This is a genomic window from Desulfuromonas sp. CSMB_57, from assembly GCF_020194955.2.
Lineage (GTDB): Bacteria > Desulfobacterota > Desulfuromonadia > Desulfuromonadales > Syntrophotaleaceae > JAFCIY02.
Map to the genome: position 1 here is coordinate 21,027 of NZ_JAFCIY020000019.1, position 21,198 is coordinate 42,224.

The 21,198-nt window shown below is 62.6% G+C and carries 15 protein-coding genes; 4 read left to right on the top strand and 11 right to left on the bottom strand.

Going from position 1 to position 21,198, the window contains the following annotated elements:
* Nucleotides 1-101: 101 nt before the first annotated feature.
* The 11 genes from JQN68_RS04490 to JQN68_RS04540 all read right to left on the bottom strand — a co-directional run bounded on the left by JQN68_RS04490 (nucleotide 102) and on the right by JQN68_RS04540 (nucleotide 16,846).
* A complete protein-coding gene (locus tag JQN68_RS04490) occupies nucleotides 102-3,179 on the bottom strand; it encodes an efflux RND transporter permease subunit (protein ID WP_225073511.1) in 3,078 nt (1,025 codons plus the stop codon).
* Nucleotides 3,176-4,282: an efflux RND transporter periplasmic adaptor subunit gene (locus JQN68_RS04495; RefSeq protein WP_225073512.1), complete on the bottom strand. Its 1,107-nt coding sequence runs from the start codon at nucleotides 4,280-4,282 to the stop codon at nucleotides 3,176-3,178. Before JQN68_RS04495 ends, JQN68_RS04490 begins: the two co-directional genes overlap by 4 nt.
* A 21-nt stretch (nucleotides 4,283-4,303) precedes the next feature.
* Nucleotides 4,304-6,712 (bottom strand): TolC family protein, encoded by a 2,409-nt coding sequence (locus tag JQN68_RS04500; RefSeq protein ID WP_225073513.1) that lies wholly within the window; start codon nucleotides 6,710-6,712, stop codon nucleotides 4,304-4,306.
* Nucleotides 6,713-6,830: 118 nt separating this feature from the next.
* The gene (locus JQN68_RS04505) at nucleotides 6,831-7,757 is read right to left on the bottom strand and encodes a PLP-dependent cysteine synthase family protein (protein ID WP_225073514.1); all 927 of its coding nucleotides are present in this window, start codon (nucleotides 7,755-7,757) and stop codon (nucleotides 6,831-6,833) included.
* A 310-nt stretch (nucleotides 7,758-8,067) separates the two neighbouring features.
* Entirely contained in the window at nucleotides 8,068-9,909 is a 1,842-nt protein-coding gene (locus JQN68_RS04510; protein ID WP_249621031.1) for a UbiD family decarboxylase, read from the bottom strand.
* A gap of 93 nt (nucleotides 9,910-10,002) precedes the next feature.
* Nucleotides 10,003-11,088 carry an SHOCT domain-containing protein gene (locus JQN68_RS04515; protein ID WP_225073068.1) on the bottom strand — a complete coding sequence of 362 codons (1,086 nt, stop codon included), beginning with the start codon at nucleotides 11,086-11,088 and terminating at the stop codon, nucleotides 10,003-10,005.
* Nucleotides 11,089-11,260: 172 nt separating this feature from the next.
* The gene (locus JQN68_RS04520) at nucleotides 11,261-11,434 is read right to left on the bottom strand and encodes a hypothetical protein (protein WP_225073069.1); all 174 of its coding nucleotides are present in this window, start codon (nucleotides 11,432-11,434) and stop codon (nucleotides 11,261-11,263) included.
* A gap of 84 nt (nucleotides 11,435-11,518) precedes the next feature.
* A complete protein-coding gene (locus tag JQN68_RS04525) occupies nucleotides 11,519-12,727 on the bottom strand; it encodes a histidine kinase (protein ID WP_225073070.1) in 1,209 nt (402 codons plus the stop codon).
* Nucleotides 12,728-13,439: 712 nt separating this feature from the next.
* Complete coding sequence (locus JQN68_RS04530; RefSeq protein ID WP_225073071.1) at nucleotides 13,440-14,714, bottom strand: histidine kinase; 1,275 nt, start codon at nucleotides 14,712-14,714, stop codon at nucleotides 13,440-13,442.
* 358 nt (nucleotides 14,715-15,072) lie between these two features.
* The gene (locus JQN68_RS04535) at nucleotides 15,073-15,810 is read right to left on the bottom strand and encodes a tRNA threonylcarbamoyladenosine dehydratase (RefSeq protein WP_225073072.1); all 738 of its coding nucleotides are present in this window, start codon (nucleotides 15,808-15,810) and stop codon (nucleotides 15,073-15,075) included.
* A gap of 247 nt (nucleotides 15,811-16,057) precedes the next feature.
* The gene (locus JQN68_RS04540; RefSeq protein ID WP_225073073.1) at nucleotides 16,058-16,846 is read right to left on the bottom strand and encodes a TatD family hydrolase; all 789 of its coding nucleotides are present in this window, start codon (nucleotides 16,844-16,846) and stop codon (nucleotides 16,058-16,060) included.
* Between the two features lie 196 nt (nucleotides 16,847-17,042).
* On the opposite strand from JQN68_RS04540, the gene JQN68_RS04545 reads away from it, so the two are divergent.
* The 4 genes from JQN68_RS04545 (at nucleotide 17,043) to JQN68_RS04560 (ending at nucleotide 21,184) form a co-directional block, all read left to right on the top strand.
* Complete coding sequence (locus JQN68_RS04545; protein WP_225073074.1) at nucleotides 17,043-18,140, top strand: TRAP transporter substrate-binding protein; 1,098 nt, start codon at nucleotides 17,043-17,045, stop codon at nucleotides 18,138-18,140.
* Nucleotides 18,141-18,284: 144 nt separating this feature from the next.
* Nucleotides 18,285-19,367, top strand: coding sequence for a TRAP transporter substrate-binding protein (locus tag JQN68_RS04550; protein WP_225073075.1), 1,083 nt, complete (start codon nucleotides 18,285-18,287; stop codon nucleotides 19,365-19,367).
* A 24-nt stretch (nucleotides 19,368-19,391) separates the two neighbouring features.
* The gene (locus tag JQN68_RS04555; protein ID WP_225073076.1) at nucleotides 19,392-19,895 is read left to right on the top strand and encodes a TRAP transporter small permease; all 504 of its coding nucleotides are present in this window, start codon (nucleotides 19,392-19,394) and stop codon (nucleotides 19,893-19,895) included.
* Nucleotides 19,896-19,897: 2 nt separating this feature from the next.
* A complete protein-coding gene (locus tag JQN68_RS04560) occupies nucleotides 19,898-21,184 on the top strand; it encodes a TRAP transporter large permease (RefSeq protein ID WP_225073077.1) in 1,287 nt (428 codons plus the stop codon).
* Nucleotides 21,185-21,198 lie beyond the last annotated feature (14 nt).

Below are 21,198 nucleotides of genomic sequence, written 5' to 3' on the forward strand. Positions count from 1 at the left end.
CCGCATGCTTCGAACACAATCCCTTCAGCCTTCAGCCTTCAGCCTTCAGCCTTCAGCCTTCAGCCTTCAGCCTTCAGCCTTCAGCCTGTCTTTCCTGCCTTTCAATACCTGAACTCCCGAAAACCAACCTTGAACAGCAACGCGTAGAGCACCGGCACCACGCCCAGGGTCAGGAGGGTGGCGAAGGCCAGCCCGAAGATGATGGCGATGGCCATGGGTTCCCAGAGGGGACCGCCGCCGAACCAGAGAGGCAGCAGGCCGCCGATGGTGGTGCCGGTGGTGAGCAGAATGGGCCGCATGCGGCGCTGGGCCGATTCGATGATGGCGCGCGCCGGGTCCAGGCCGTTTTCCTTGATCTCGATGTTGATCCGGTCGAGGAGCACGATGGCGTTGTTGACCACGATGCCGGCCAGGGCGACAACGCCGAGCAGGGTCATGAAGCCGAAATAACTGCCTGTCAGCAGCAGGCCGACGGTTACCCCGATAATGCCCAGGGGGATGGTCAGGAGGATGATCAGGGGCCGCCTCAGGGAATTGAACTGGCCCACCAGCAGCAGCACAATGATCAACCCGGCGATGGGCAGCTTGGCGTTGATGGAACGGTTGGCCTTGCCGGAGGTTTCCAACTCGCCGCCCATTGCATACTTGTAACCCAGCGGCCAGTGTTTGCTGCCGTTTTTCAGCCAGGCGTCCATCTGCTGGCCGACGGCGATGGCGTTGCTGGCCTGCTCCAGGCCGGCCTGCACCGTGACCGTGCGACTCCGGTCCCGGCGCAGGATCTTGGCCGGTTGCCAGGCGATTTCGATGTCCGCCACCTGTTTCAAGGGCACGGATTGACCGGTTCGCTGCACGTAGATGTTGTGGGTTTCCAGTTTGCCGATGTCCTGCCGATCGGCGGCGGTGGAGCGCAGGGTGACGGGAATCACTTCATCCCCTTCGCGGTATTCCGTGGTGGTGATGCCGCTGAGAATGGTCTGCAGGGATACCGCCACATCCCGACTGGTCAGGCCGGCGCGCAGAGCCCGGGGTTGGTTCACCTTGACCACCAGCTTTTTGGTGCGTGCGCCCCAGTCATCGGTGATGTTGTTGACCCCCGGGATGGACGCCAGCTTTTCCTTGACCTGATCCACCAGAGCGAACAGGCGGTCATTGTCCTTGCCGGATAGACGGACCTCCACCGGACTGTCGATGGGCGGGCCGAGGCTCAGGGGCTGGATGCGCGGTGTCAGGTCCGGAAACCGGCTGCGGCAGAAGGCATCCAGGCGGGGAATCACTTCGGCCAGATTATGGGTGCGTGAGGTGCCGTTGAGAATCAGGTAGGCATACTCCGGACTGGGCGGTTCAGGTTTATAGGGCAGCATGTAGCGGGGCGCGCCTTCGCCGATAAAGGCCACCCAGTCGACCAATCCTTCGCCCTCACCCTGGCGCAGCAGTTCCTTGGTCATGAACGCTTCGATTTCCTTGACCACTTGTTCGGTGCGCAGCAGAGGCGTGCCCATGGGCAACTTCAGCTCGGCATAGAAGACCGCTTTGTCGCTGGGCGGAAAAAACATTTTCGGCACCATCCGCATGCCGATCACGGCAGCGACAAACAGCAGGGCGATGGCGGTGACGGTGGCGCCGCGGTGCCGCAGCAGGGCCAGCAGTCCCTTTCGGTACCAGCGGTAAAAAGGAGAATCGTAACTGACCGCTTCCGGGCTCTGCTTGACCCGCAGAAAGTGCACGCACAGCAGGGGCGTCATGGTCAGGGCCAACAGCCAGGAACATAGCAGGGTGATGGTCACCACTTTGAACAGGGGCTGGGTATACTCTCCGGTGGAGGATTGGGCCAGAAAGATGGGCAGAAAGGCCGCGGCCGTGGTCAGGCTGGAGGTCAACAGGGGGATTTTCAGCTCCTGCGCCGATTCGATGGCGGCCTGTCGTGCCGGGCGGCCGGCCGCCATGGCGACCATGATGGATTCGCTCATGACGATGGCATTATCCACCAGCATGCCCAGGGCGATGATCAGGGAGGCCAGGGACATCTGGTCGATGCCGATATCCAGCAGCCTCATGATCATCAAGGACATGATCATGGCCATGGGAATCAGGCTGGCCACCACCAGGCCGGTGCGCAGGCCGAGAAACACCAGCATTACCGCCAGGACAATGACCATGGCCTGCAACAGATTGCTGACGAACTCATCCACCTTGCGTTTGACGTGCTCCGGCTGAAAGGCCACTACGTCAAACTCGACACCTACCGGATAGGCCTGCCGAAAACGCGTCAGGGAGCTTTGCACCTCCGCGCCCAGTTGCAGAATATCCCCGCCCTCCCGCAGGTGGAGAGCCAGCGCCAGGGTCGGTTGACCGCGGTAGCGGGTCTTGGTTTTGGGCGGATCGATATAGTCACGCTCAATCTGGACGATGTCTTCCAGAAAAACCAGGTCGCCGCTGGTCGGCAGGGTGATGACGGTGCGGCGCAGATCCTCGACGGAGTCGAAGTTGCCCGTCGGTTCAAGAACGATCTGTTCGCGGTCGGTAAAAATCTGGCCGCCGGGGATGATGATATTGCGGGCTTCGAGAATGCTTTTCAACTGCAGGGGAGACAACCCCAATTCCGCCAGGCGGGCATTGCTGTATTCGACGAAGATGCGTTCTTCCTGGACGCCGCGAATTTCGACTTTGGCGATGTTCTCGTTGAGCAGCAGTTCGTTGCGGCATTCGTCGGCGATCTTTTTCAACTCGGCATAGCTGAAATCCGGACCCGTGATGGCGATGATGGTGCCGAAGATATCCCCGAATTCGTCGTTGACGAAGGGACCGACAATTTCGTCGGGCAGTTCCTGCCGGGCGCGGTCGACCTTGCGGCGCAGGTTGTCCCAGATGGGCCGCATGTCCTTGTAACGTTCCAGGATGTTGACGAAGATGACCGACACGCCGGGCTTCGACTCGCTGTCGATGTATTCGATTTCGGGAATTTCCTGGATGATCTTCTCCAGTTTGTCCGTCACCAGCTGTTCGACCCGTTCCGGGCTGGCGCCGGGGAAATAGGTGAGCACCTGGGCGGTGCGCACCACGAAGCCGGGATCCTCGTCGCGCGGCAGGGTGCGGAAGGCGAACAGGCCCGCCAGAGCGATGACCAGCAGGGCTACGTAGGTGACACGGGTTTTCTCCAGGGCCGCCTGGGTCAGGTTCATGGTGCCTTCCCTTCGCTGCCGAGGAGTTTGACCTTCTGGCCGTCACCGAGCAGGCTGACGCCGGCGGTCACCACCAGGTTGCCATCTTTGAGGCCACTCATGATCTCCAGGCCGGCCGGGGTCAGTTCGCCCACGGTGACGGTCTGCCGGTGGATGACCCCCGTTTCCGTCTCGGCCGGGGAGAGCAGGAACACGAATCGTCCCTCCCGATCTTCGCCCACCGCTTCCGGCGGCACCAGGAAGCGGGCGCTGCTCTCGCCATTGCGGGGAAACCGGAACCGGACTTCGCCGGCCATGCCGGGGTGTATGCGAGGATTGGCTTCTTTGAGGCGTACCCGGACTGGAAAGGTGGTGGCTTGGCCGAGGGTGGCCACGCCGACCTCGGTGACGGTGGCGGGGAACAGCTGACGGTCGATGGCGTCAAAACGGACCTGCACCGTATCGCCGCGTCGGATCTGGTGGATCTGGGTTTCGGGAATGGCGACAGTGACCTCAGGCAACTCCCCTGAGGTCAGGATGACCACCACCTGGCCGGCGGCGACGTTTTCGTTGACCTCCACCGTAACGCTGGCGATGGCGCCGTCCGTTGGCGCCGTCAGTCGGGTGTAGCCGAGTTGCGAGCGGCTCAGGGCCAGGCCGGTGGCGCCGGCGCGCACCGCAGCGGCGGCCGATTCGCTGGCGGCACGGGCGGCGTCCAGGTCGCTGCGCGAAGCGTTGCGGTTTTCATACAGGGCGCGGACCCGTTCATAGGCGGCATCGGCGTTGCGTGCCTGGGCCTGGGTGCGGGCCAGGGCCGCGGCGGCTTCCTGGACCTGCAGTTGATAGTCCGTCGGATCCAGTCGGGCGATGAGCTGCCCGGCAGCAACCCGGTCTCCGACCTTGACCGGCAGTTCCAGGATGGCACCGGGTACGCGAAAACTCAGGCGCGACTCCAGTCCCGCCTGAGCGGTGCCGGCGAAGGTTCGCTCCATCCATTCACCGGCCGCTTCGACGCGCTGAAAACGCACCGGGCGAAGTATTTCCGTAGAATCATCCTGACGGCTTCGACAACCGGAAAGAAGACCGGCCAGCAACAACGTTATCCCAATCAATCTCAACAGCATAAAAAGCCCCCGGGCAAGGGTTCAGGGTTCCGTGGTGGCAGTCGGCGCGGTGCCGAGAAACTCGGCCAGGCGGACAAACCAGGCTTCACGCTCCTCGGGCCCGATGAAGAAATCGAACTGGCCGGTGGCGCGTTGCACTGCCATCAAGTCGAGAAGAAAGTCGAAAACCGCGTTGGCCGCCGCCTGTTCCGCCGCCAGGGCGGCATTCTGGGCATCGAGCAGTTCCAGGATTGAGACCACCCCGCGCGAATAGGCATCCGTCACCAATTCCAGGTTCTGGGTGGCGGCGACCGCCGCCTGTCGCGACAACCGGATACCGGCGTGAGAGGCCCTGCTGGATTGCAGGGCGGTGCGAATCCGCTGTTCCAGGCGGTCGGCCAGGGCACGGCGTTCGAGGTGCAGCCGCCCCAGCTCGTGCCGGGTGCGGGCCAGTTCCGAACGTCGCGCGCCGCCGGTGAACAGGGGCAGGCTGAGTTGCAGGCCGACGTTCCAATTGGTGTCGTCGGCTTCGGGGATATCCACCGGCAACAGGCCCGAGAGCTGGCGGAAGGGCGACTCGGCGCCGGCTCCGCCCTCGTGCAGCAGCTGGCTGACACCGGCATGCAGGGACAGGTCCGGCACCCAGAAGGCGCGGGCGGCGGCGGTTTTGGCCCGTTCCGTCGCCGCCAGGGCGGCATCCAGCTGTTGCAGCTCCGGCGCCGCGGCCAGGCCCTCGCGCACCATGAACTCGCGGAAACGGGCGAATTCCCGGGGGGTGGCCAGGTTGCCGAGAAGGCGCGGATCGCTGGTGATCAACTGGGGGTCGTCGAGGCCGGTCTCGGCGGCGACCAGGGGCTCCTCCAACGGGCGATACAGCACCCGGTTGAGGGCCAGTTCCGCTTGGGAACGGGCCACATCGGCAGCGATGACCGCCCGCCGGTCCTGGGCCAGCTGGCTTTCCCAACGATAGACCTCGGCCGGCCCGGAAAAGCCCACTTCCCGCCGCATGCGGGCCAGCTCAAGGTTGGAGCGGGTCAGGCGCAGGTTGTTGCGCTGCACGGTTTGCAGGGTTTTGGCGCGCAGCACGTTGAGATAGGCGGTGGTGGCTTCCTGAACCACGTCCAGACGCAGCTGCCGGCGCTGTTCTTCCCGACCGCGTTGCTGTTGCTTCTGGATGTCGAAATTGGCCCAGGCCGGCTCCGAGTAGAGGGATTGTCGCAGGGCCAATCCGGCACTGACCGTCTCTTCGGCCTGGGTGCCGAAGCTGGCCCGGGCCCGGTCGGCATCGATGAGGGTACCGGAGGCGCCCAGTTGCAGTTGTGGCAGCAGCCCGGCGCGGGCCTTGCCGACTTCGGCCTGCCCGGCGGCCAGTTTCTGGTCGGCAGCCGCCAGATCCAGGTTGATGCGGAGGGCCTCCTGCACGACCCCGGCCAGGGTCCAGCGCTGGGCGCCGGCGGGAGGCTCATCCTCGAGGAGTTCCGCTTCGGTAAGAATGTCCCAGGTCGGCGAATAGCCGATGGCCCGGGCGGTGGCCATGTTGAGGGTCAGGCGTTCCTGCTGATCGATGACGACCGGCAGCTGCGCGGCGGCTTCGCCGAGGAGCAGGCGTTGCAGGTTCAAAGCCGTGCGGCGGGCCAGGCGCGCCATTTCGGTGGCCGGCGTTACCGTGGCCAGCACCCCCTGCTCCACTTCGTCGCGCCCCAGATAGGAAAAGGATGGCAGGCGCCGGGCGGCCAGGCCGTCCAGCAGGGCCTGGAATTCTTCCTTGGGCAGCAGCAGGGGGGTCAGGTAGACGGCATCCACGGTTCCCGGCAGGGCGTCCAGGGCCGGTGCGGCCCGATCCTGTACGGGCACGAAGCTGACCTCCACGCCGGATGACCGCAGCTCGCGGCCCAGGGCTTGAGCCAGTTCCGGGATGTGGTCGTGGTAGGCGCGGTGACAGAGCACCGCCAGGTGGCGATAGGGAACCAGTTCGCGAAAGCGGCTCAGATCCCGGCTCATGGGACGATGGGGGGTGACATAGGTGAAGTTGCGCACGCCGCTGCTGCCGTTGCGGGACGGCAAACCCTGTATGCGGTGATCGGCCACCAAGGCGGCGATGGCGGGCTTCGGCAGAGGGGCGCGGCGGGCCAGTTCCTGGCCCGACAGGAGGCCGAGGGCCAGGACCACCCGGATCCGGGGGTCGGCCATCAGGGCATCGATGTTGGCGTCGATACGGGACTTTTGCCAGTTGCCGCCGAGGATGCGGTCGGCGGGGAAGCGAACGTCGAACTCCCGGGACAGAAGCTCGTCGATTTCGGCCCGAAACAGCTTGAGAAGATCGGCATTGCCTTCCCAAGGCCCGTCGAACAGAACCCCGACCTGGATGACGGGACGGGCGGCCAGGGCATTCGCCGGCCAGTAGAGCAGCAGAACCAGGCCGGCCATCGTACATGCGAGCAATGAACGCATCGTCCCTCCCGAACCAAGGCAAGAAATTTTGACCGGACGGAAATTTAGCACGTTCCCATTTGTCAGGCAAGAATGAAGGCCGATTTATCGTCACCGGCGTGCCTTGCCGACCGCCCCGTCAGGGCGGACAGCAGGCGCAGGTGGAGCGGAACAGGGTGGTGCTCAGATAACGATCGCCACGATCCGGCAAAAGGGTGACGATGGTGCCCGCCTCCATGCTGCGGGCGATTTCCATGGCCCCGGCCACCGCCGCGCCGCTCGACATGCCGGCAAAGATGCCCTCCCGGATCGCCAACCGGCGGGCGGCCTCGAAAGCCGCATCGTCATCGACGGTGAGTTTCTCGTCGAGGCGCGCCGGACAGTAGATGTCGGGCACGATGGCTTCCTGCATGTTCTTGAGGCCCTGAACCTTGTGGCCGAGGACCGGCTCCACCCCGACAATGCGGATGGCGGGATTCTGTTCCTTGAGATAGCGGCTGACCCCCATCAGGGTGCCGCCGGTGCCCATGCCGGCCACGAAAACATCCACGTCGCCGCTGGACTGGGCGTAGATCTCCGGGCCGGTGGTACAGTAGTGGGCCAGAGGATTGTTCTCGTTGGCATACTGGTTGGGCATGTAGTAGCGATCCGGTTGCTCGGCCAGAATGCGGTGGGCCATGCGGATAGCCCCATCCGTGGCTTCTCCCGGCGGCGACAGGATGACGTCGGCGCCATAGGCTTCCAGCACCGCCCGGCGCTCCATACTGACACAGCCGGGCATGACCAGGGTCACGCGATGGCCGCGCGCGGCGCCGATCATGGCCAGGGCGATGCCGGTATTGCCGGAAGTCGGCTCGAGGATGATGCGGTCGCCGGCGAGGGCGCCGGATTCCTCGGCTTTTTTGAGCATGAAGCTCGCGGGTCGATCCTTCACCGAGCCGCCGGGATTGTTGCCTTCGAGTTTGGCCAGGATGCGCACCCGGGGGTTGGGGCTGAGATGATTCAGTTCTACCAGCGGCGTATTGCCGATGGCATCCAGGAGACTGTGGGAAAAGACTGTTTTCATGGAAGCAACCCGCCTGAATTGACAAGAATGGATGTTGCCGGAATAAAGCGTCGCCATCTTAGCGGAAGGTACCCGGGGATGGCAATAGAAAGTCTGAAGGCTCATAAAGGCAGTCCGAAGGCTGAAGTCCGAAGACTGATGTGGCAGTCCGAAGGCTGAAGACTGAAGGCTGAAGTAAGGGCAAAAGCCAACCCGGTTTGTCCGGGAACGGCTCGGGACCTGGAGAAAAAGTCCATTTTGGCAGGAAGGCTTGGCGCATTTCCCTTCAGTCTTCGGACTTCAGCCTTCAGCCTGCTTCAAATCAGCCTGCTTAAAACACTCCCTGCAAGGGTCCGCCCTTGGCGGCCAGGGCTTCGACGCGGGCGACGACGGCCGGATCTTCCTCCAGGGGGGCGGGGTGATGGGGCTTGAGGCGGGCGTCCAGCACCAGGGGCCCGTGGCAGCCCCAGTGCTTGTGCAGCACGAAGGCATCCACGCCGTAGAGGTCGACGGCCGGGTCGGAGCGGGTGAAGGAGACCCAAAGGAAGTTGTCGAGGGTGCGGGAGCAGAAATCGCTGTCGTCCACCATGACGATCCAGGGAAACGCGCGCAGTCCGTGGCCCTCAGGGACCTGGCGGCAGAAAGCTTCCAGAGCCGGGTCGGTTTGGCCCCGGGGTTGGCCGGCCGACGGACCCTGGATGGCGAGCACCCCGGGCAGGGCCAGGCGCGGCCGACTGAAGCCGTCCGGCAGGGACAGGTCGCCGGGCACCTCCGTCGGCAGAGTTCGCAGAGGCGGACCGGCGGCGGCGATGATCAGCTTGGAGCCCTCGTGCAGGGCCGGCCCGTTGTAATCCAGGGTGTCGACGGTGGTGCGGGTCTGAAAATGCAGATCGCGGCGCCAATCGACCCGTTCCAGCAGATGCCGGAAGAAGGCCGCGACATGGTGGATACGGAGGCCCGGGGCATCCTCGCCGGCGACCAGCAGCAGGAATTTGGCCAGGGACAGCTGCCCGGTGCCGAGCAGGGCATGGGCCTGAGTCAACAACTCCCGTGGCTGGCGGCGCGGCTCATAGGGCAGGTAGCGTTCGCTGCCCACGGCCAGCAGCAGGGGATGGACCCCGGCCGCATCCACGGCATGCACGGCGCGGATGCCGGGCACCAGTTTCGGCAGCAGGGGGCCGGTCAGTTCGTGGATCAGGGCGCCGAAGTTGCTGTCCTCCTGGGGCGGCCGGCCGACGCTGGTGAAGGGCCAGACGGCGCCGGGCCGGTGGGTGACGCGCTCCACCTTGAGCACCGGAAAATCGTGCCGCAGGCTGTAATAGCCAAGGTGGTCGCCGAAGGGACCTTCCGGCAGCAGACGGTTGGGGATGATGCTGCCGCTGATGCAGAAGTCGGCCTGGGCCGCTACCGGCAGTCCCGTCGCCGTGGGACAGAGTTCCATCCTTCGACCGCCGAGCAGGCCGGCGAAGGCGATTTCCGGCAGGGCCTCGGGCAGCGGCATGACGGCGGCCAGCATCAAAGCAGGGGGGCCGCCGACGAAGACATGCACCGGCAGGGGTCGGTCCAACTCCAGGGCTTCGGCGTGATGGATGCCGATGCCGCGGTGCAGTTGGTAATGCAGGCCGATTTCGCGGCCGGGCTGATAGTCGTTGCCGGTCAGCTGTACCCGGTACATGCCGAGGTTGGAGTGGCGCCAGCCGGGGCGGCCGGGGCTTTCGGAATAGACCAGGGGCAGGGTGATGAAGGCGCCGCCGTCCCCGGGCCAGGATTTGAGCAGGGGCAATTGGGAGATATGGGTGGCGTGCTGCAGCACCGGTGCCCGGCGCACCCGGCGCGGGTGCAGATGCCAGGCCGCGCCCAGGGCTTTCGGCCAAATTCCGGGCCGGCGCAGCAAAGCGGCCGGATCGGCACCGCATTGCAGCAGGCGCTGGAGCGTGTCGAGGGTATCCCGGAACAGGAAACGGCTGCGTTCCAGGGTTCCGAACAGGTTGCCGAGCATGGGAAAGGTGCAACCCCGCACCCGGGTGAAGAGCAGGGCCGGGCCGCCGGCCCGGCAGACCCGGCGCTGGATGGCGGCCACCTCCAGGTCGGCGTCCACCTCCTGGTCGATGCGCAGCAATTGCCCGGTGGATTCCAAATCCTTCAGGCATTCACCCAGGTTGCGATAGCCCATGATGACTCAGATGCCCCCAAGCTGTTGTTGGGGGGCCGAAACGCGGAAGGGGGGCCTGGCCCCCCTTCCATGGTTTGCATCAACGCTGCGGATTTACAGCGCCTCGAGGATCTCCTTGCGCTTGGCGCGGAATTCCTCTTCCGTCAGCAGGTTGCGATCGCGCAGGTACTGCAGGCGCCGCAGCCGGACCTCGAGGTCCTCGGCGCCGGGGACGACGGCCGGAGCGCGCGGTGCGGTCGGGGCGGGAGCCGGAGCCACAACCGGTGCGGCGGCCGGGGCCTGGCGCATGCGCTCCAGATCCTGCTTGACGGCTTCCAGTTCGCTGCGCAGGCGTTCCTGCTCGGCGCTGAGCTGGGCACTCTCTTCGCGCACCTGGCTGGCTTCCTGGAAGGCCGCCTTGGCCGCTTCGCCGGCTTCTTTCCGCACGGCGATGGCTGCTTTCCAGGTTTCCGGGTTCAGATCCAGGATCAGCCAATCATGGCGGACACGACCGTCGACGGTCGGCGTCTGCAGACCGGCCACGGGCACCGGCTGCCAGGCACGGGGGGCTTTTTCTCGGGAGGAGGGCGCCTTGTATTGACGGCTGCCCACTTCGAAGGGGAACATGCGTCGATCCAGGTTTTCTTCATAACCTTCATGCAGGGAGCCGATGATCAGGTTGAGCTTGCCGCCCTGAACGAAAACCCGCCCCGTGATGAAGGCGCGATCGTGGGAAAATCCGATAAGCCCGCGATGAACGCCGACGATGGCGAAGGTGACATCCTGGCGGGGTCCGGCCTGGGCCAGGCCCGCGCTGATGGCGTCGCCAAGAGTCTCGAGTTCCTGATTGGTGAACATGGGGGCCGGTTTCTCATCGCCCTGGATGCGGTCTGCCAGATTGCCAAGGATGGATCTCCCTTTGGGCTGGAACCGAACCTCTATGGAACCGAGCATGGTGCGCAGTTCGGCCGCATCGATTCGGGCGGGATGTTCATTGGGCGGCACGGTGCCGGCGGTCCGATCCTGGGCTTCGATGCGCACAAACTGGTCGCGGTGCTTCCAGATGTCGGTCTGGGTCTTGTCGTTACCGCCTCCAAAAAGGGCGGTGCCGCACCCGGTCAGGCTCACGGCGGCCAGAATTGTCAAAAACATCCGCCAGGCAGGTTTTCTGCCCAGGTCAAACAGGTGCTGCTGACCCATTGCGCTCTCCTTTGATGGAATGGAAAGGGTTTGAACAGGAATTATTGCAGGATAATAAAATCGAACCGGACAGAGGTCAAACGATTTTTGATTGCATCGCCGGCTCCGGGAACATGAAAAAAGCGGGTCGGCACCTTGCCGACCCGCTTCATTTCATGCCCGAACAGGTCTCCTAGGGAGCATGGTGCTGTTCGTAGGCTTTCAGCCCCTCCTCTACAGGGTATTCCATCCCGCAGTGGGGGCATCGCATCAGGGTCCTGTCGCCGGGCACCCGAGGTGCCGGCTTGGCGCAGCCGGAGACCGCGAAAACCAGCAGCAGGGTAACCAGAACCATCGCTCTAGGCATGGTGAAAATCCTTTCGAACGGCCGGCGCTCCCGTCAGGGCAGCGGAACAGGGTGCCCACGGTGGGTCAACATTCTTCCCGATGCTTACCAGAGGAAGAAGGTACCGACGCTGAACATTTCCACTTCCCAGTTTGCGCCGTTGTGCCACTCGTGGTTGATGTAGCTGACTTCGCCCACCAGTTTCAGGTTGGGGGTGATGTCGTGGGTGATCATGCCGGTAACCATGCCCTGCTTCTTGATGAAAGCATTGCCGCCAGCGCGAGCAGCTTCATCGGCGTCGGTTTCACCGAAGCGGTTTTCGCCATAGCTCAGGCCGAGTTTGGTCTTGCCTTCGTTGGGCATGGTGTAGGTGATCTGACCGATGTAACCGAAGGACTTGCGCTCTTTGCCGTTGGCATCAAGGGAATCGGCGTCAAGCATGGTGTTGGTGCCGAGAGCCTTGCCATAGAAACCGGAGCCGCTCAATTCGAATGCGCCCATGCCGAGCACGAAACCGCCAGCGGTACCCCAGGCAGTTACATCGCCGGCCGTGCCGCCCTTGGCATCCTGCCAGAGAGCGTTGAAATAGACTTTGTAGGGGTTGTCGCCAATCTTGCCGGCATTGGAGATCTGCCCTTCAAGGCGAGGCATGTTGGTGACGTCTGCCGTGGTGTCGCCATCGATCACGCTCGGGTCATAGATGCCGAACTGAATCTTGGTGCCGTTCATGAATTCCGGGGTGGTGTAACGGATCTGGGAGTTGAAGTTCGGGTACAGGTAGCCGTAACCGATGCGGCCCAGGGTTACGCCGAGACCGGCATTGAGAGCTCCTGCCAGACGGCCGGCGCCCATCAGGGTCTGCTCGGTGAGCAGGTTGTCGCCCAGGAACAGGCTCAGGCCCTTGCCGATCATGAACTGGCCGAAGCAGCCGTCGACGGTGAAGAACACTTCACGCAGGTCGATCTGGCTGTCGAAGCGGGCGTTCTTGCGGTTTTCATGGGCCGAGGAGGGGTAGAAGCCGATGCGGGCGCCCATGTCCAGGCCCTTCATGGTCGGGGCCTTGATGTTGAATGCGAGAATGTTGGGAAGGAAGCCGTTCTTGATGCGGAAGCCTTCCTGGTCGATGGCATAGGCGCTATTGACACCGTCGGGAATGTTGTCGCTGGTCTGATAAACCGCGAACAGGTTGACCATACCGTCGGTGCTGAAGGACCAGCCGTCGGAACCGCCGACGACGACGGCCGCATTAGCGGTGCCGGCCAGCAGGACCAGGGCCGCCAGTGCGGCCACAAAAGAGAATCTGCGAGATTTCATGGTGTTGCCTCCTGATTTCAATGTTGAAGACCATCGGTCGAACCGCCTCCGGCACGGCCGGAAGCGCGTGGGCGCCAATGCGCCCGGTACCAAAACCCATCCTTGCTTGCCGCCGGCGGAAACCCTTTTGCTTGGGGCCCCAAAGGCTCGTCGGTGTGGCCGCCGGACCTTTCCGGGTAAGAGGGCCGGAGTGGTAACCTGTCGGTTTCCGCTCCAGGGTTTTCATTCAGCGGCGGGGGTCGGTGTGCCGAACTCCCTGGATGTATGTTTCGGGGCGACTTGCCAGTTTTTACACCTCCTTTCCCGCCCCTCCGGGGTCTGAAGAAATAAACTGGCGTTTTACTCTAGGCAATTTCAGTGCCATGTGAGGGAGTATAGCAGATCAACAGCGTTTTGTACGCGAATGACGGATTTTTTCTGTGCGAATGCACAGTAGGGGAAAATATGCGGGATGGTGGGTGATCCAAAAAAGGACATAATGTAACAATTTTGACTGAATGTGTTACGCTTGGTGACAGTCTGACAGTTGGCCCGCTCTCCGAGGACACCGGGAGATCCGGAATGGCGTCATGACCTGTCGGGCGGGAGAAGCTTACGGATGGCTCGGCGGCAAGTTCGGTATCAGAAAGGCGGGCCGGCTGAGAGCCGGCCCGCCTTCCGGCATTCGCTGTATCCTGGTTTTCTTAGGGTCCTGGTTCTTGGACCTGGATGTTTACCAGAGGAAGAAGGTGCCGATGCTGAACATTTCCACTTCCCAATGGGCGCCGTTGTGCCACTCGTGATTGATGTAGCTGACTTCCCCCACCAGTTTCAGGTTGGGGGTTATGTCGTGAGTCACCATGCCGGTCAGCATGCTTTGGGATTTGATGAAAGCGACGCCGCCAAGTTGACGGTCTTCGCGGTCGGCGTCGGTTTCACCGAAATGGTTGGCGCCGTAGCTCAGGCCGAGCTTTGTCTTGCCTTCATTGGGCATGGTGTAGGTAACTTGGCCGATGTAGCCCCAGGATTTGCGCTCTTTGCCGGTAAAGTCCAGGGAGTCGGCGTCCAGCATGGTGTTGGTGCCGAGGGCCTTGCCGTAGAAGCCGGAGCCGGTCAGTTCAAAGGCTCCCATGCCGAGGACGAAACCGCCGCCGGTCCCCCAGGCGGTAACCCGCCCAAAGGTGTCGATCAGGATGCCATCGCTGTCCAGATACTGGCCGTCCTTGGCCTCCTGCCACATGCCGTTCAGGTAGACTTTGTAGGAATTGTTGTTGCCCCAGGTGCCGGCATTGGAGATCTGGCCTTCGACGCGCGGCATATTGGTGGTCGCAGCCGAAATGCTTTCGCCAAAGGCGTCAAGCGCCGGAACTGTGGCAATGACACTCGGGTCAAAAATGCCAACCTGAATCTTGGTGCCGTTCATGAATTCCGGAGTGGTGTAACGGATCTGGGAGTTGAAGTTGGGATACAGGTAGCCGTATCCGATGCGGCCCAGGGTCACGCCGAGACCGGCATTGAGAGCTCCGGCCAGGCGGCCGGCGCCCATCAGGGTCTGCTCGGTGAGCAGGTTGTCGCCCAGGAACAGGCTCAGGCCCTTGCCGATCATGAACTGGCCGAAGCAGCCGTCGACGGTGAAGAACACTTCACGCAGGTCGATCTGGCTGTCGAAGCGGGCGTTCTTGCGGTTTTCATGGGCCGAGGAGGGGTAGAAGCCGATGCGGGCGCCCATGTCCAGGCCCTTCATGGTCGGGGCCTTGATGTTGAATGCGAGAATGTTGGGAAGGAAGCCGTTCTTGATGCGGAAGCCTTCCTGGTCGATGGCATAGGCGCTATTGACACCGTCGGGAATGTTGTCGCTGGTCTGATAAACCGCGAACAGGTTGACCATACCGTCGGTGCTGAAGGACCAGCCGTCGGAACCGCCGACGACGACGGCCGCATTAGCGGTGCCGGCCAGCAGGACCAGGGCCGCCAGTGCAGCCATAAATGAAAATCTGCGAGAGTTCATGCCATTGCCTCCTGATTTCATAGGTGAAAAATATAGGGCCCATGGGCCGAAGCGGCAGAAAAAAACGATAGTTGATTTAAGGTATAGCACATGAGTAGAAAGTTGTACATAAGATACGGTTTATCGAATGTGCATGTGCACAGCGGGCCTTGGAGGGAATGAGATGCAGGAGGTAGAAAACTGATTGGCCAAAAATAGGCAAAGAGTAGTGGCAACCTTGCCATGGGATTTGATTAGGAAAGGAGCCAACCCTTTTAGCTAAGTCCGAAAAGGGCAAGGGGGGCGGGAAAATTAACCGTTTTTCGAAGGAATGCCTGAAGTCATGCTATGGCAGCTCAATTTTTAAGGGCCAAAAGCATCAGTTTGAAGTTGCCAGCAGGCTGCGTAAAACCTCGCCGGCCATGGTCAGCCCAAATAGAGGAGGAATCCATGACGAACTGCCGAGGGTGACGCGCTGGCGACCGGGTCCTGATGGAGAGGTTTCGCAGGGCTCCCCGGTCAGGGGACGGAATTCCTCCAGGGAATAGACCACCCGCACCCCGCCGCGGATGCCGCGTCTCCCCAGTTCCTTGCGCATCACCCGGGCCATGCGGCATTTCTGGGTATGGGACAAATCGGCGATGCGGATCAGGGTGGGATCGAGCTTGTTGGCTGCGCCCATGGCGGAGATGACCGGAATATCGTGGGTTTTGCAGTATTCGATGAGATGCAGCTTGGCGGTGATGCTGTCGATGCAGTCCAGCAGGTAATCGAAGCCCCCGGCCAGCAGTTGGTCTGCGGTTTCGGCGCTGTAGAATACCGGGTGGGCCGTCACCCGGGCCTCGGGGTTGATGGCCAGGCAGCGTTCGGCCATGGCTTCGACCTTGGGCCGGCCGATGGTGGTTTCGAGGGCATGAATCTGGCGGTTGATGTTGGAGGGTACGATACGATCGAAGTCGATGAGGGTCAGGCTCCCGACACCACCCCGCACCAAGGCTTCGGTGGCATGGCTGCCAACCCCGCCAATTCCAACCACGGCCACGGACGCCCCGGCCAGCCGTTCCAGTCCGGAATCTCCCACCAGCAATTTCAGGCGATCAAAGCGATGTTCATGCATAGGGGCAGGCTGAAGTCATAAAACCAGGCTAAAGTCCGAAGGCTGAAGACTGAAGTAAGGCATCTAACCTCTCAGGTTTGACGACTCACCGCTAAAAAAGACAGGCCAATCCTAACCCATTCGAGGACAAAATAGAAAGGATTTCCTTCAGTCTTCGGACTTCGGACTTCAGCCTGCCTTTAAATGGATTTCCTTCAGCCTTCAGCCTGCCTTTAAATGGATTTCCTTCAGCCTTCAGCCTGCCTTATCAGCCTTCAGCCTGCCTTCGTAACACTCTCATCGCATTGGCGGTGGTGATGCGGGCGGTTTCCGCCAGGCTCCAGCCGCGCAGGTCGGCGACGCGGGCGGCGATCAGGGGCAGCCAGGCGGGATGGTTGGGCTGGCCGCGATGGGGATGGGGGGCGAGATCGGGGGCGTCGCTTTCCAGGACGATCCATTCTGCGGGCAGGGCCTGCAGGGTCTCGGGGCCGCGCCGTGCGCCGGGCCAGGTGAGGGGCCCGCCGAAGGCCAGGGCGAAGCCGAGGTCCATGGCGGCCCGTGCGGTTTCGAGGCTGCCGGAAAAGCCGTGCCAGATGCCGCCGCAGCGGTGGGCGCCTTCCTCTTTGAGCAGGGTCAGCAAGCGCCCGGTGGCTTTGCGGCAGTGCAGCACCACCGGTTTCCCGGTGGCGCGGGCCATTTGCAACTGCGCCCGCAGGGCCTTTTCCTGTCGTGGTGCGGCGGGCATGCCGGGCATGGCGTCCAGGCCAATCTCGCCGATGGCCGCGACCTTCTCATCGGCCAGCAGGCGTTCCAATTGGAGCGAGAGATCCCTGTCCCAGCAATCCGCCGCCAGGGGATGCACCCCCGGCGCCGCCCATGCTTCATTAATTTCCCGCGCCGTGGCCAGCAGCCGCGGCCAGCCGGACGGATGTACTCCCGGCAGGAGGAACCGGTACACTCCGGCCTGGCGGGCCAGGCCGACCTCTTCTTCCAGGGACCAGTCGTCCGGGAGCAGATCCAGGTGGCCATGGGTATCGAACAGGGACTCGATGGTCATGGTTGGAAGCATAGCATAAAAGGCCGGCTGAAGGATGGGAAAGACAGGCTGAAGGCTGGGAAAGAGAGTCTGAAGACTGAGGGCTGAAGGCTGAAGGAAAAAGCAACGATGCCTTGACCCGGGCGCATGGTTGACCTAAGATTCAACACCGTTTGATGTCGCATATTTCCTGTTTCCCCGGGCCAGGGAGGGAGCCATGATGAAGATCCGATTTAGTCTCTTGTTGCTGTCGTCCATGTTGTTGCTTTTCGGAGGCGTAGGTTGCCGCAAGGAGCAGGCGCCAGCGGAAAGCGCGCCCACTGAAGGAACCCAACAGGAGGCGCCCGCGGCGGACCCGCTGGCGGGCTGGCAGCCGCGTTTCGACCCGGCCGGAGCCGAGTTCACCTATATCCTTTCCAACGTCGACCATCCCGCCATCGAAGGCATCGCCGTCGGCTACCACATTCGCGACAAGGTCTGGGAACGTTCCAACGGTCGCCTTTACGTGGACTTCCGGCCCATGGCCCAGTTGGGGGGCGAACGGGACGTGCTCAACAAGCTGAAGCTGGGCGCCGTGCACGGCATGCTCTGTTCCTCGGTGGCCGCGGTCAACGTCACCGACCGCTTGGGGATCGTGAACCTGCCCTTTGTCATCGACAGTTTCGACAAGCTGGAAAAATTCCGTCGCACACCGGAGTTGTTCAAGCCCTTCAGCGAAGCCGCCCTGGACCAGGGCATCATGGTGGTGGATTTTACCGGTTACGGACCCTACGGCTGGGCCACCAAGACCCCGGTGCGCTCCCTGGCCGATGCCCGTCGGGTGAACTTCCGCGTCGCCCAGGCACCGGTCAATGTGGATATCTACCGAGCCTGGGGCCTGAAGTTTACCGTCCTGCCCTGGCCGGATGTGCCCCAGGCCCTGCAGACCGGGGTCATCGACGGTCTGGACCATACGCCGATTGTCTGCAGCATCACCCGAAAATTCGATTATGCCAAGTATTTCACGCGTCTCGACTATGCCCAGGGGCTGTATATCCACCTCATGAACAAGCGCTGGCTGGATCGCCTGCCGGCGGATCTGCAAACCATTCTGCTGACCACCATCGAGGAGGAAAGCGCCAGGGCCCGCTCCCTGACCCGCGAGCAGCAGGAGCGGGAGATCGCCGCGGCCAAACAGCAGGGCATCGAATTCTTCGAGCTGGCGCCGGCGGACCGGCAGCAATTGATGGACCGCACCGCGCCCGTCTACCAGCAGTGGGGCGACAAAATCGGCCGCGAGTACCTGGAAAAGGTGCGGGCCGCTCTAGCGGACTGAGCTGCATCGAGGGGTTTGCCCTTGACCTCCCGGCCGGTGCCCGCTATTCTCACCGGGCTTGTCAAGTATTGAAGTTTCTTGAATTTTAACCCTGTTTTGACGGCAGTAAACGCTTGCCGTAAAACCCTGTCCGGGAGAGGCACGATGAGAAAGCTGGTACTGTTGGCAACCCTGGGATTGGTGTCCATGGCTCTGCTCGGATGCCGCAACGAGGAAAAGGAACTGAAGCCTGCCGTGGAAACGGCCGCTCCCGCCGCCCAGGATCCCCTGGCCGCCTGGAAGCCGGCTTTCGATCCCAGCGGTGCCGAATTCACCTACCTGCTGTCCAATGTTTCCCATCCCGCCATGGAAGGGGTGGCCGTCGGCTACCGGATTCGCGACAAGGTCTGGGAGCGCTCCAAGGGTCGCCTTTACGTGGACTTCCGGCCCCTGTCCCAACTCGGCGAAGAACGGGCGGTGCTCAGCAAATTGCGCCTGGGCGCCATTCAGGGCATGCTCTGCTCCTCCGTGGCGGCGGCCAACATGGCGGACAAGCTGGGCCTGGTCAATCTGCCCTTCGTCATCGATAGTTTCGACAAACTGGAAAAGTTTCGTAACGACCCGGAACTGTTCAACGAATACCGGGACAGTGCCCTCGGCCAGGGAGTGATGGTGGTCGATATTACCGGACACGGCTCCTACGGCTGGGCCACCAAGGCGCCGGTGCGCACCCTGCAGGATGCCCGCCGGGTCAATTTCCGCATCGCCGAAGCGCCGGTCAATGCCGATATCTACAAGAACTGGGGCCTCAAGTTTACCGTGCTGTCCTGGGGCGATGTGCCCCAGGCGCTGCAGACCGGGGTCATCGACGGTCTCGATCATACCCCCATCGTCTGCAACATCACCCGCAAGTTCGATACGGCGCGTTATTTCACCCGGGTCGATTACGCCCAGGGGTTGTTCGTGCACATGATGAACAAGCGCTGGTTTGAAGGCCTGCCCGGCGACCTGAAGCAGGTGCTGCTGGAGGTCATCGAGGAGGAGAGCCGCCACGCCCGGGAGCTGACCCGCCGGCAGGAAATGGAGCAGATTGCCGCCGCCGAAGCGGCCGGCGTCGAATTCATCACCCTGTCCGCCGAAGACCGCCGGCGCCTCGAGGAGCTGACGGCACCGGTCTATGACATCTGGGGTCGCAAGGTCGGCAAGGCTTACCTGGACAAGGTGCGCCGGCGGTTGGCCGCCGAGTAACCGCTCGGCCGCCGGGGGATGAGAATGATCAAGCGAACCGTCAAATGGGTCGATCGCGGGTTGGGCTGGCTGGAGGACTGGACCCTGTTTCTCGGGGTGCTTCTGGCCCTGCTGTCGGCCATGGCCAACATCGCCCTGCGCAAGCTGACCCATAGCAGCCTGTACTGGTCGGACGAAGTGGTCATGAAGGTCATCTTCGTCTCGACCTATATCGGCTGCAGCGCCGCTGTGCGGCGTCGCGCACTGATTCGCATCGACGCCCTGCCGCAGTTGCTGCCGGTCTTGAAAAAGCCCCTGACCCTCATCAGCCATCTGGCGGTGTTGGTCTTTGCCGGCATCATGCTGCGTTTCGGCGGCCGCATGATGCTGACCGCCTTCCGCGATCCCTTTGCCCGCACCACCACCCTGCAGATACCGGAATGGCTGTTTTACGCCGTGCTGCCGGTCATGGGCGGTCTGCTGGTGGTGCGCACCCTGCTGGTCATGGTCGATGACTGGCGCGGCCAACCGCCGGAACAGGGGTGCTGAGCATGGATATTCATCTGATTGCAGCCATGGCGTTGCTGGTCGGCTGTCTGGCGGCCACGGTACCCGTATTCATCAGCCTGTTCTTCACCGGATTGGTCGGCCTGACTCTGGCCGGCATCGATGCCCGCATCGTCATCGAAGTGCTGTACCGCAGCATGGACAAATTTGCCCTGGTGGTGGTGCTGTTCTTCGTGCTGTGCGGCAATATCATGACCAGCGGCAGCATCGTGCAGAAGCTGATCAAGGTCGCCGATGCCCTGGTGGGTTTCCTGCCCGGCGGCCTGGCCATGGCCGGCGTGCTGGCCTGCGGCTTTTTCGGGGCCATTTCCGGATCGACGGTGGCGACGGTGGTGGCCATCGGCGGATTCATGATCCCGGCCCTTATCGAGCATGGCTACGAAGAGCGGTTCAGCGTCGGCCTCATGACCACCGCACCGGTGCTGGGTGTGGTGATCCCGCCGTCCATTTCCATGATCCTCTATGCCATGATCTCCAACGATTCCCTGGAAGCCCTGTTTTTGACCGGCTTCGTTCCGGGATTGCTGATCATGGCGGCCATGTCCGTGTATGCCGGATTGTTCTGCCGCCGCCGCGGTCAGGTGCGCCGCGCCCGGCCCAGCTTGCGGGAACTGCTGGCGGTGCTGCGCGAGAGCATCTGGGCCCTGCTGTTGCCGGTGCTGATTTTCGGCGGCATCTATTCGGGCACCTTTACCGCCAACGAAGCGGCGGTGGTGGCCTGCTTCTATGCCTTTTTCGTGGAAATCGTGATACATCGCGACATGCCCCTGCGCGACGTGAAGAAGGTGATCGTCTCCTCGGCCATCACTTCCGCGACCCTGCTGGTCATTGTAGCCGGGGCCTCGGTGTTCGGCGAATACCTGACCTTCGAGCAGGTGCCCGATCAGATTGCCCGGACGGTGATGGCCAGCATCAACAGCCCCTGGATGTTTCTGCTGGCGGTCAATCTGGTGCTGCTGGTGGTCGGGATGTTCATGGACATCATCTCCGCGACCCTGATCCTGACGCCCATCTTTTTGCCCCTGCTGTCGCGGTTTGGCGTCGATTCCCTGCATTTTGGATTGCTCATGACCCTTAATCTGGGTATCGGCTACTGCACGCCGCCCCTGGGGGTCAGCCTGTATATTTCCGGCGCGGTGGTGGATCGGGATCTGCTGTATGTCGCCCGCGCTGTCATACCTTTTCTGCTGATCCAGATCGGACTGCTACTGCTGCTTACCTTCTGGCCCGGCCTGGTGCTTTGGCTGCCGCGATTGGTGTACGGGGGATGAGACCGGTTGCCGGC

Bases quoted from the DNA above. Each gene is read 5' to 3' on its own strand.
- JQN68_RS04490 (WP_225073511.1), bottom strand. From the start codon at position 3,179: ATGAACCTGACCCAGGCGGCCCTGGAGAAAACCCGTGTCACCTACGTA.
- JQN68_RS04495 (WP_225073512.1), bottom strand. From the start codon at position 4,282: ATGCTGTTGAGATTGATTGGGATAACGTTGTTGCTGGCCGGTCTTCTT.
- JQN68_RS04500 (WP_225073513.1), bottom strand. From the start codon at position 6,712: ATGCGTTCATTGCTCGCATGTACGATGGCCGGCCTGGTTCTGCTGCTC.
- JQN68_RS04505 (WP_225073514.1), bottom strand. From the start codon at position 7,757: ATGAAAACAGTCTTTTCCCACAGTCTCCTGGATGCCATCGGCAATACG.
- JQN68_RS04510 (WP_249621031.1), bottom strand. From the start codon at position 9,909: ATGGGCTATCGCAACCTGGGTGAATGCCTGAAGGATTTGGAATCCACC.
- JQN68_RS04515 (WP_225073068.1), bottom strand. From the start codon at position 11,088: ATGGGTCAGCAGCACCTGTTTGACCTGGGCAGAAAACCTGCCTGGCGG.
- JQN68_RS04520 (WP_225073069.1), bottom strand. From the start codon at position 11,434: ATGCCTAGAGCGATGGTTCTGGTTACCCTGCTGCTGGTTTTCGCGGTC.
- JQN68_RS04525 (WP_225073070.1), bottom strand. From the start codon at position 12,727: ATGAAATCTCGCAGATTCTCTTTTGTGGCCGCACTGGCGGCCCTGGTC.
- JQN68_RS04530 (WP_225073071.1), bottom strand. From the start codon at position 14,714: ATGAACTCTCGCAGATTTTCATTTATGGCTGCACTGGCGGCCCTGGTC.
- JQN68_RS04535 (WP_225073072.1), bottom strand. From the start codon at position 15,810: ATGCATGAACATCGCTTTGATCGCCTGAAATTGCTGGTGGGAGATTCC.
- JQN68_RS04540 (WP_225073073.1), bottom strand. From the start codon at position 16,846: ATGACCATCGAGTCCCTGTTCGATACCCATGGCCACCTGGATCTGCTC.
- JQN68_RS04545 (WP_225073074.1), top strand. From the start codon at position 17,043: ATGATGAAGATCCGATTTAGTCTCTTGTTGCTGTCGTCCATGTTGTTG.
- JQN68_RS04550 (WP_225073075.1), top strand. From the start codon at position 18,285: ATGAGAAAGCTGGTACTGTTGGCAACCCTGGGATTGGTGTCCATGGCT.
- JQN68_RS04555 (WP_225073076.1), top strand. From the start codon at position 19,392: ATGATCAAGCGAACCGTCAAATGGGTCGATCGCGGGTTGGGCTGGCTG.
- JQN68_RS04560 (WP_225073077.1), top strand. From the start codon at position 19,898: ATGGATATTCATCTGATTGCAGCCATGGCGTTGCTGGTCGGCTGTCTG.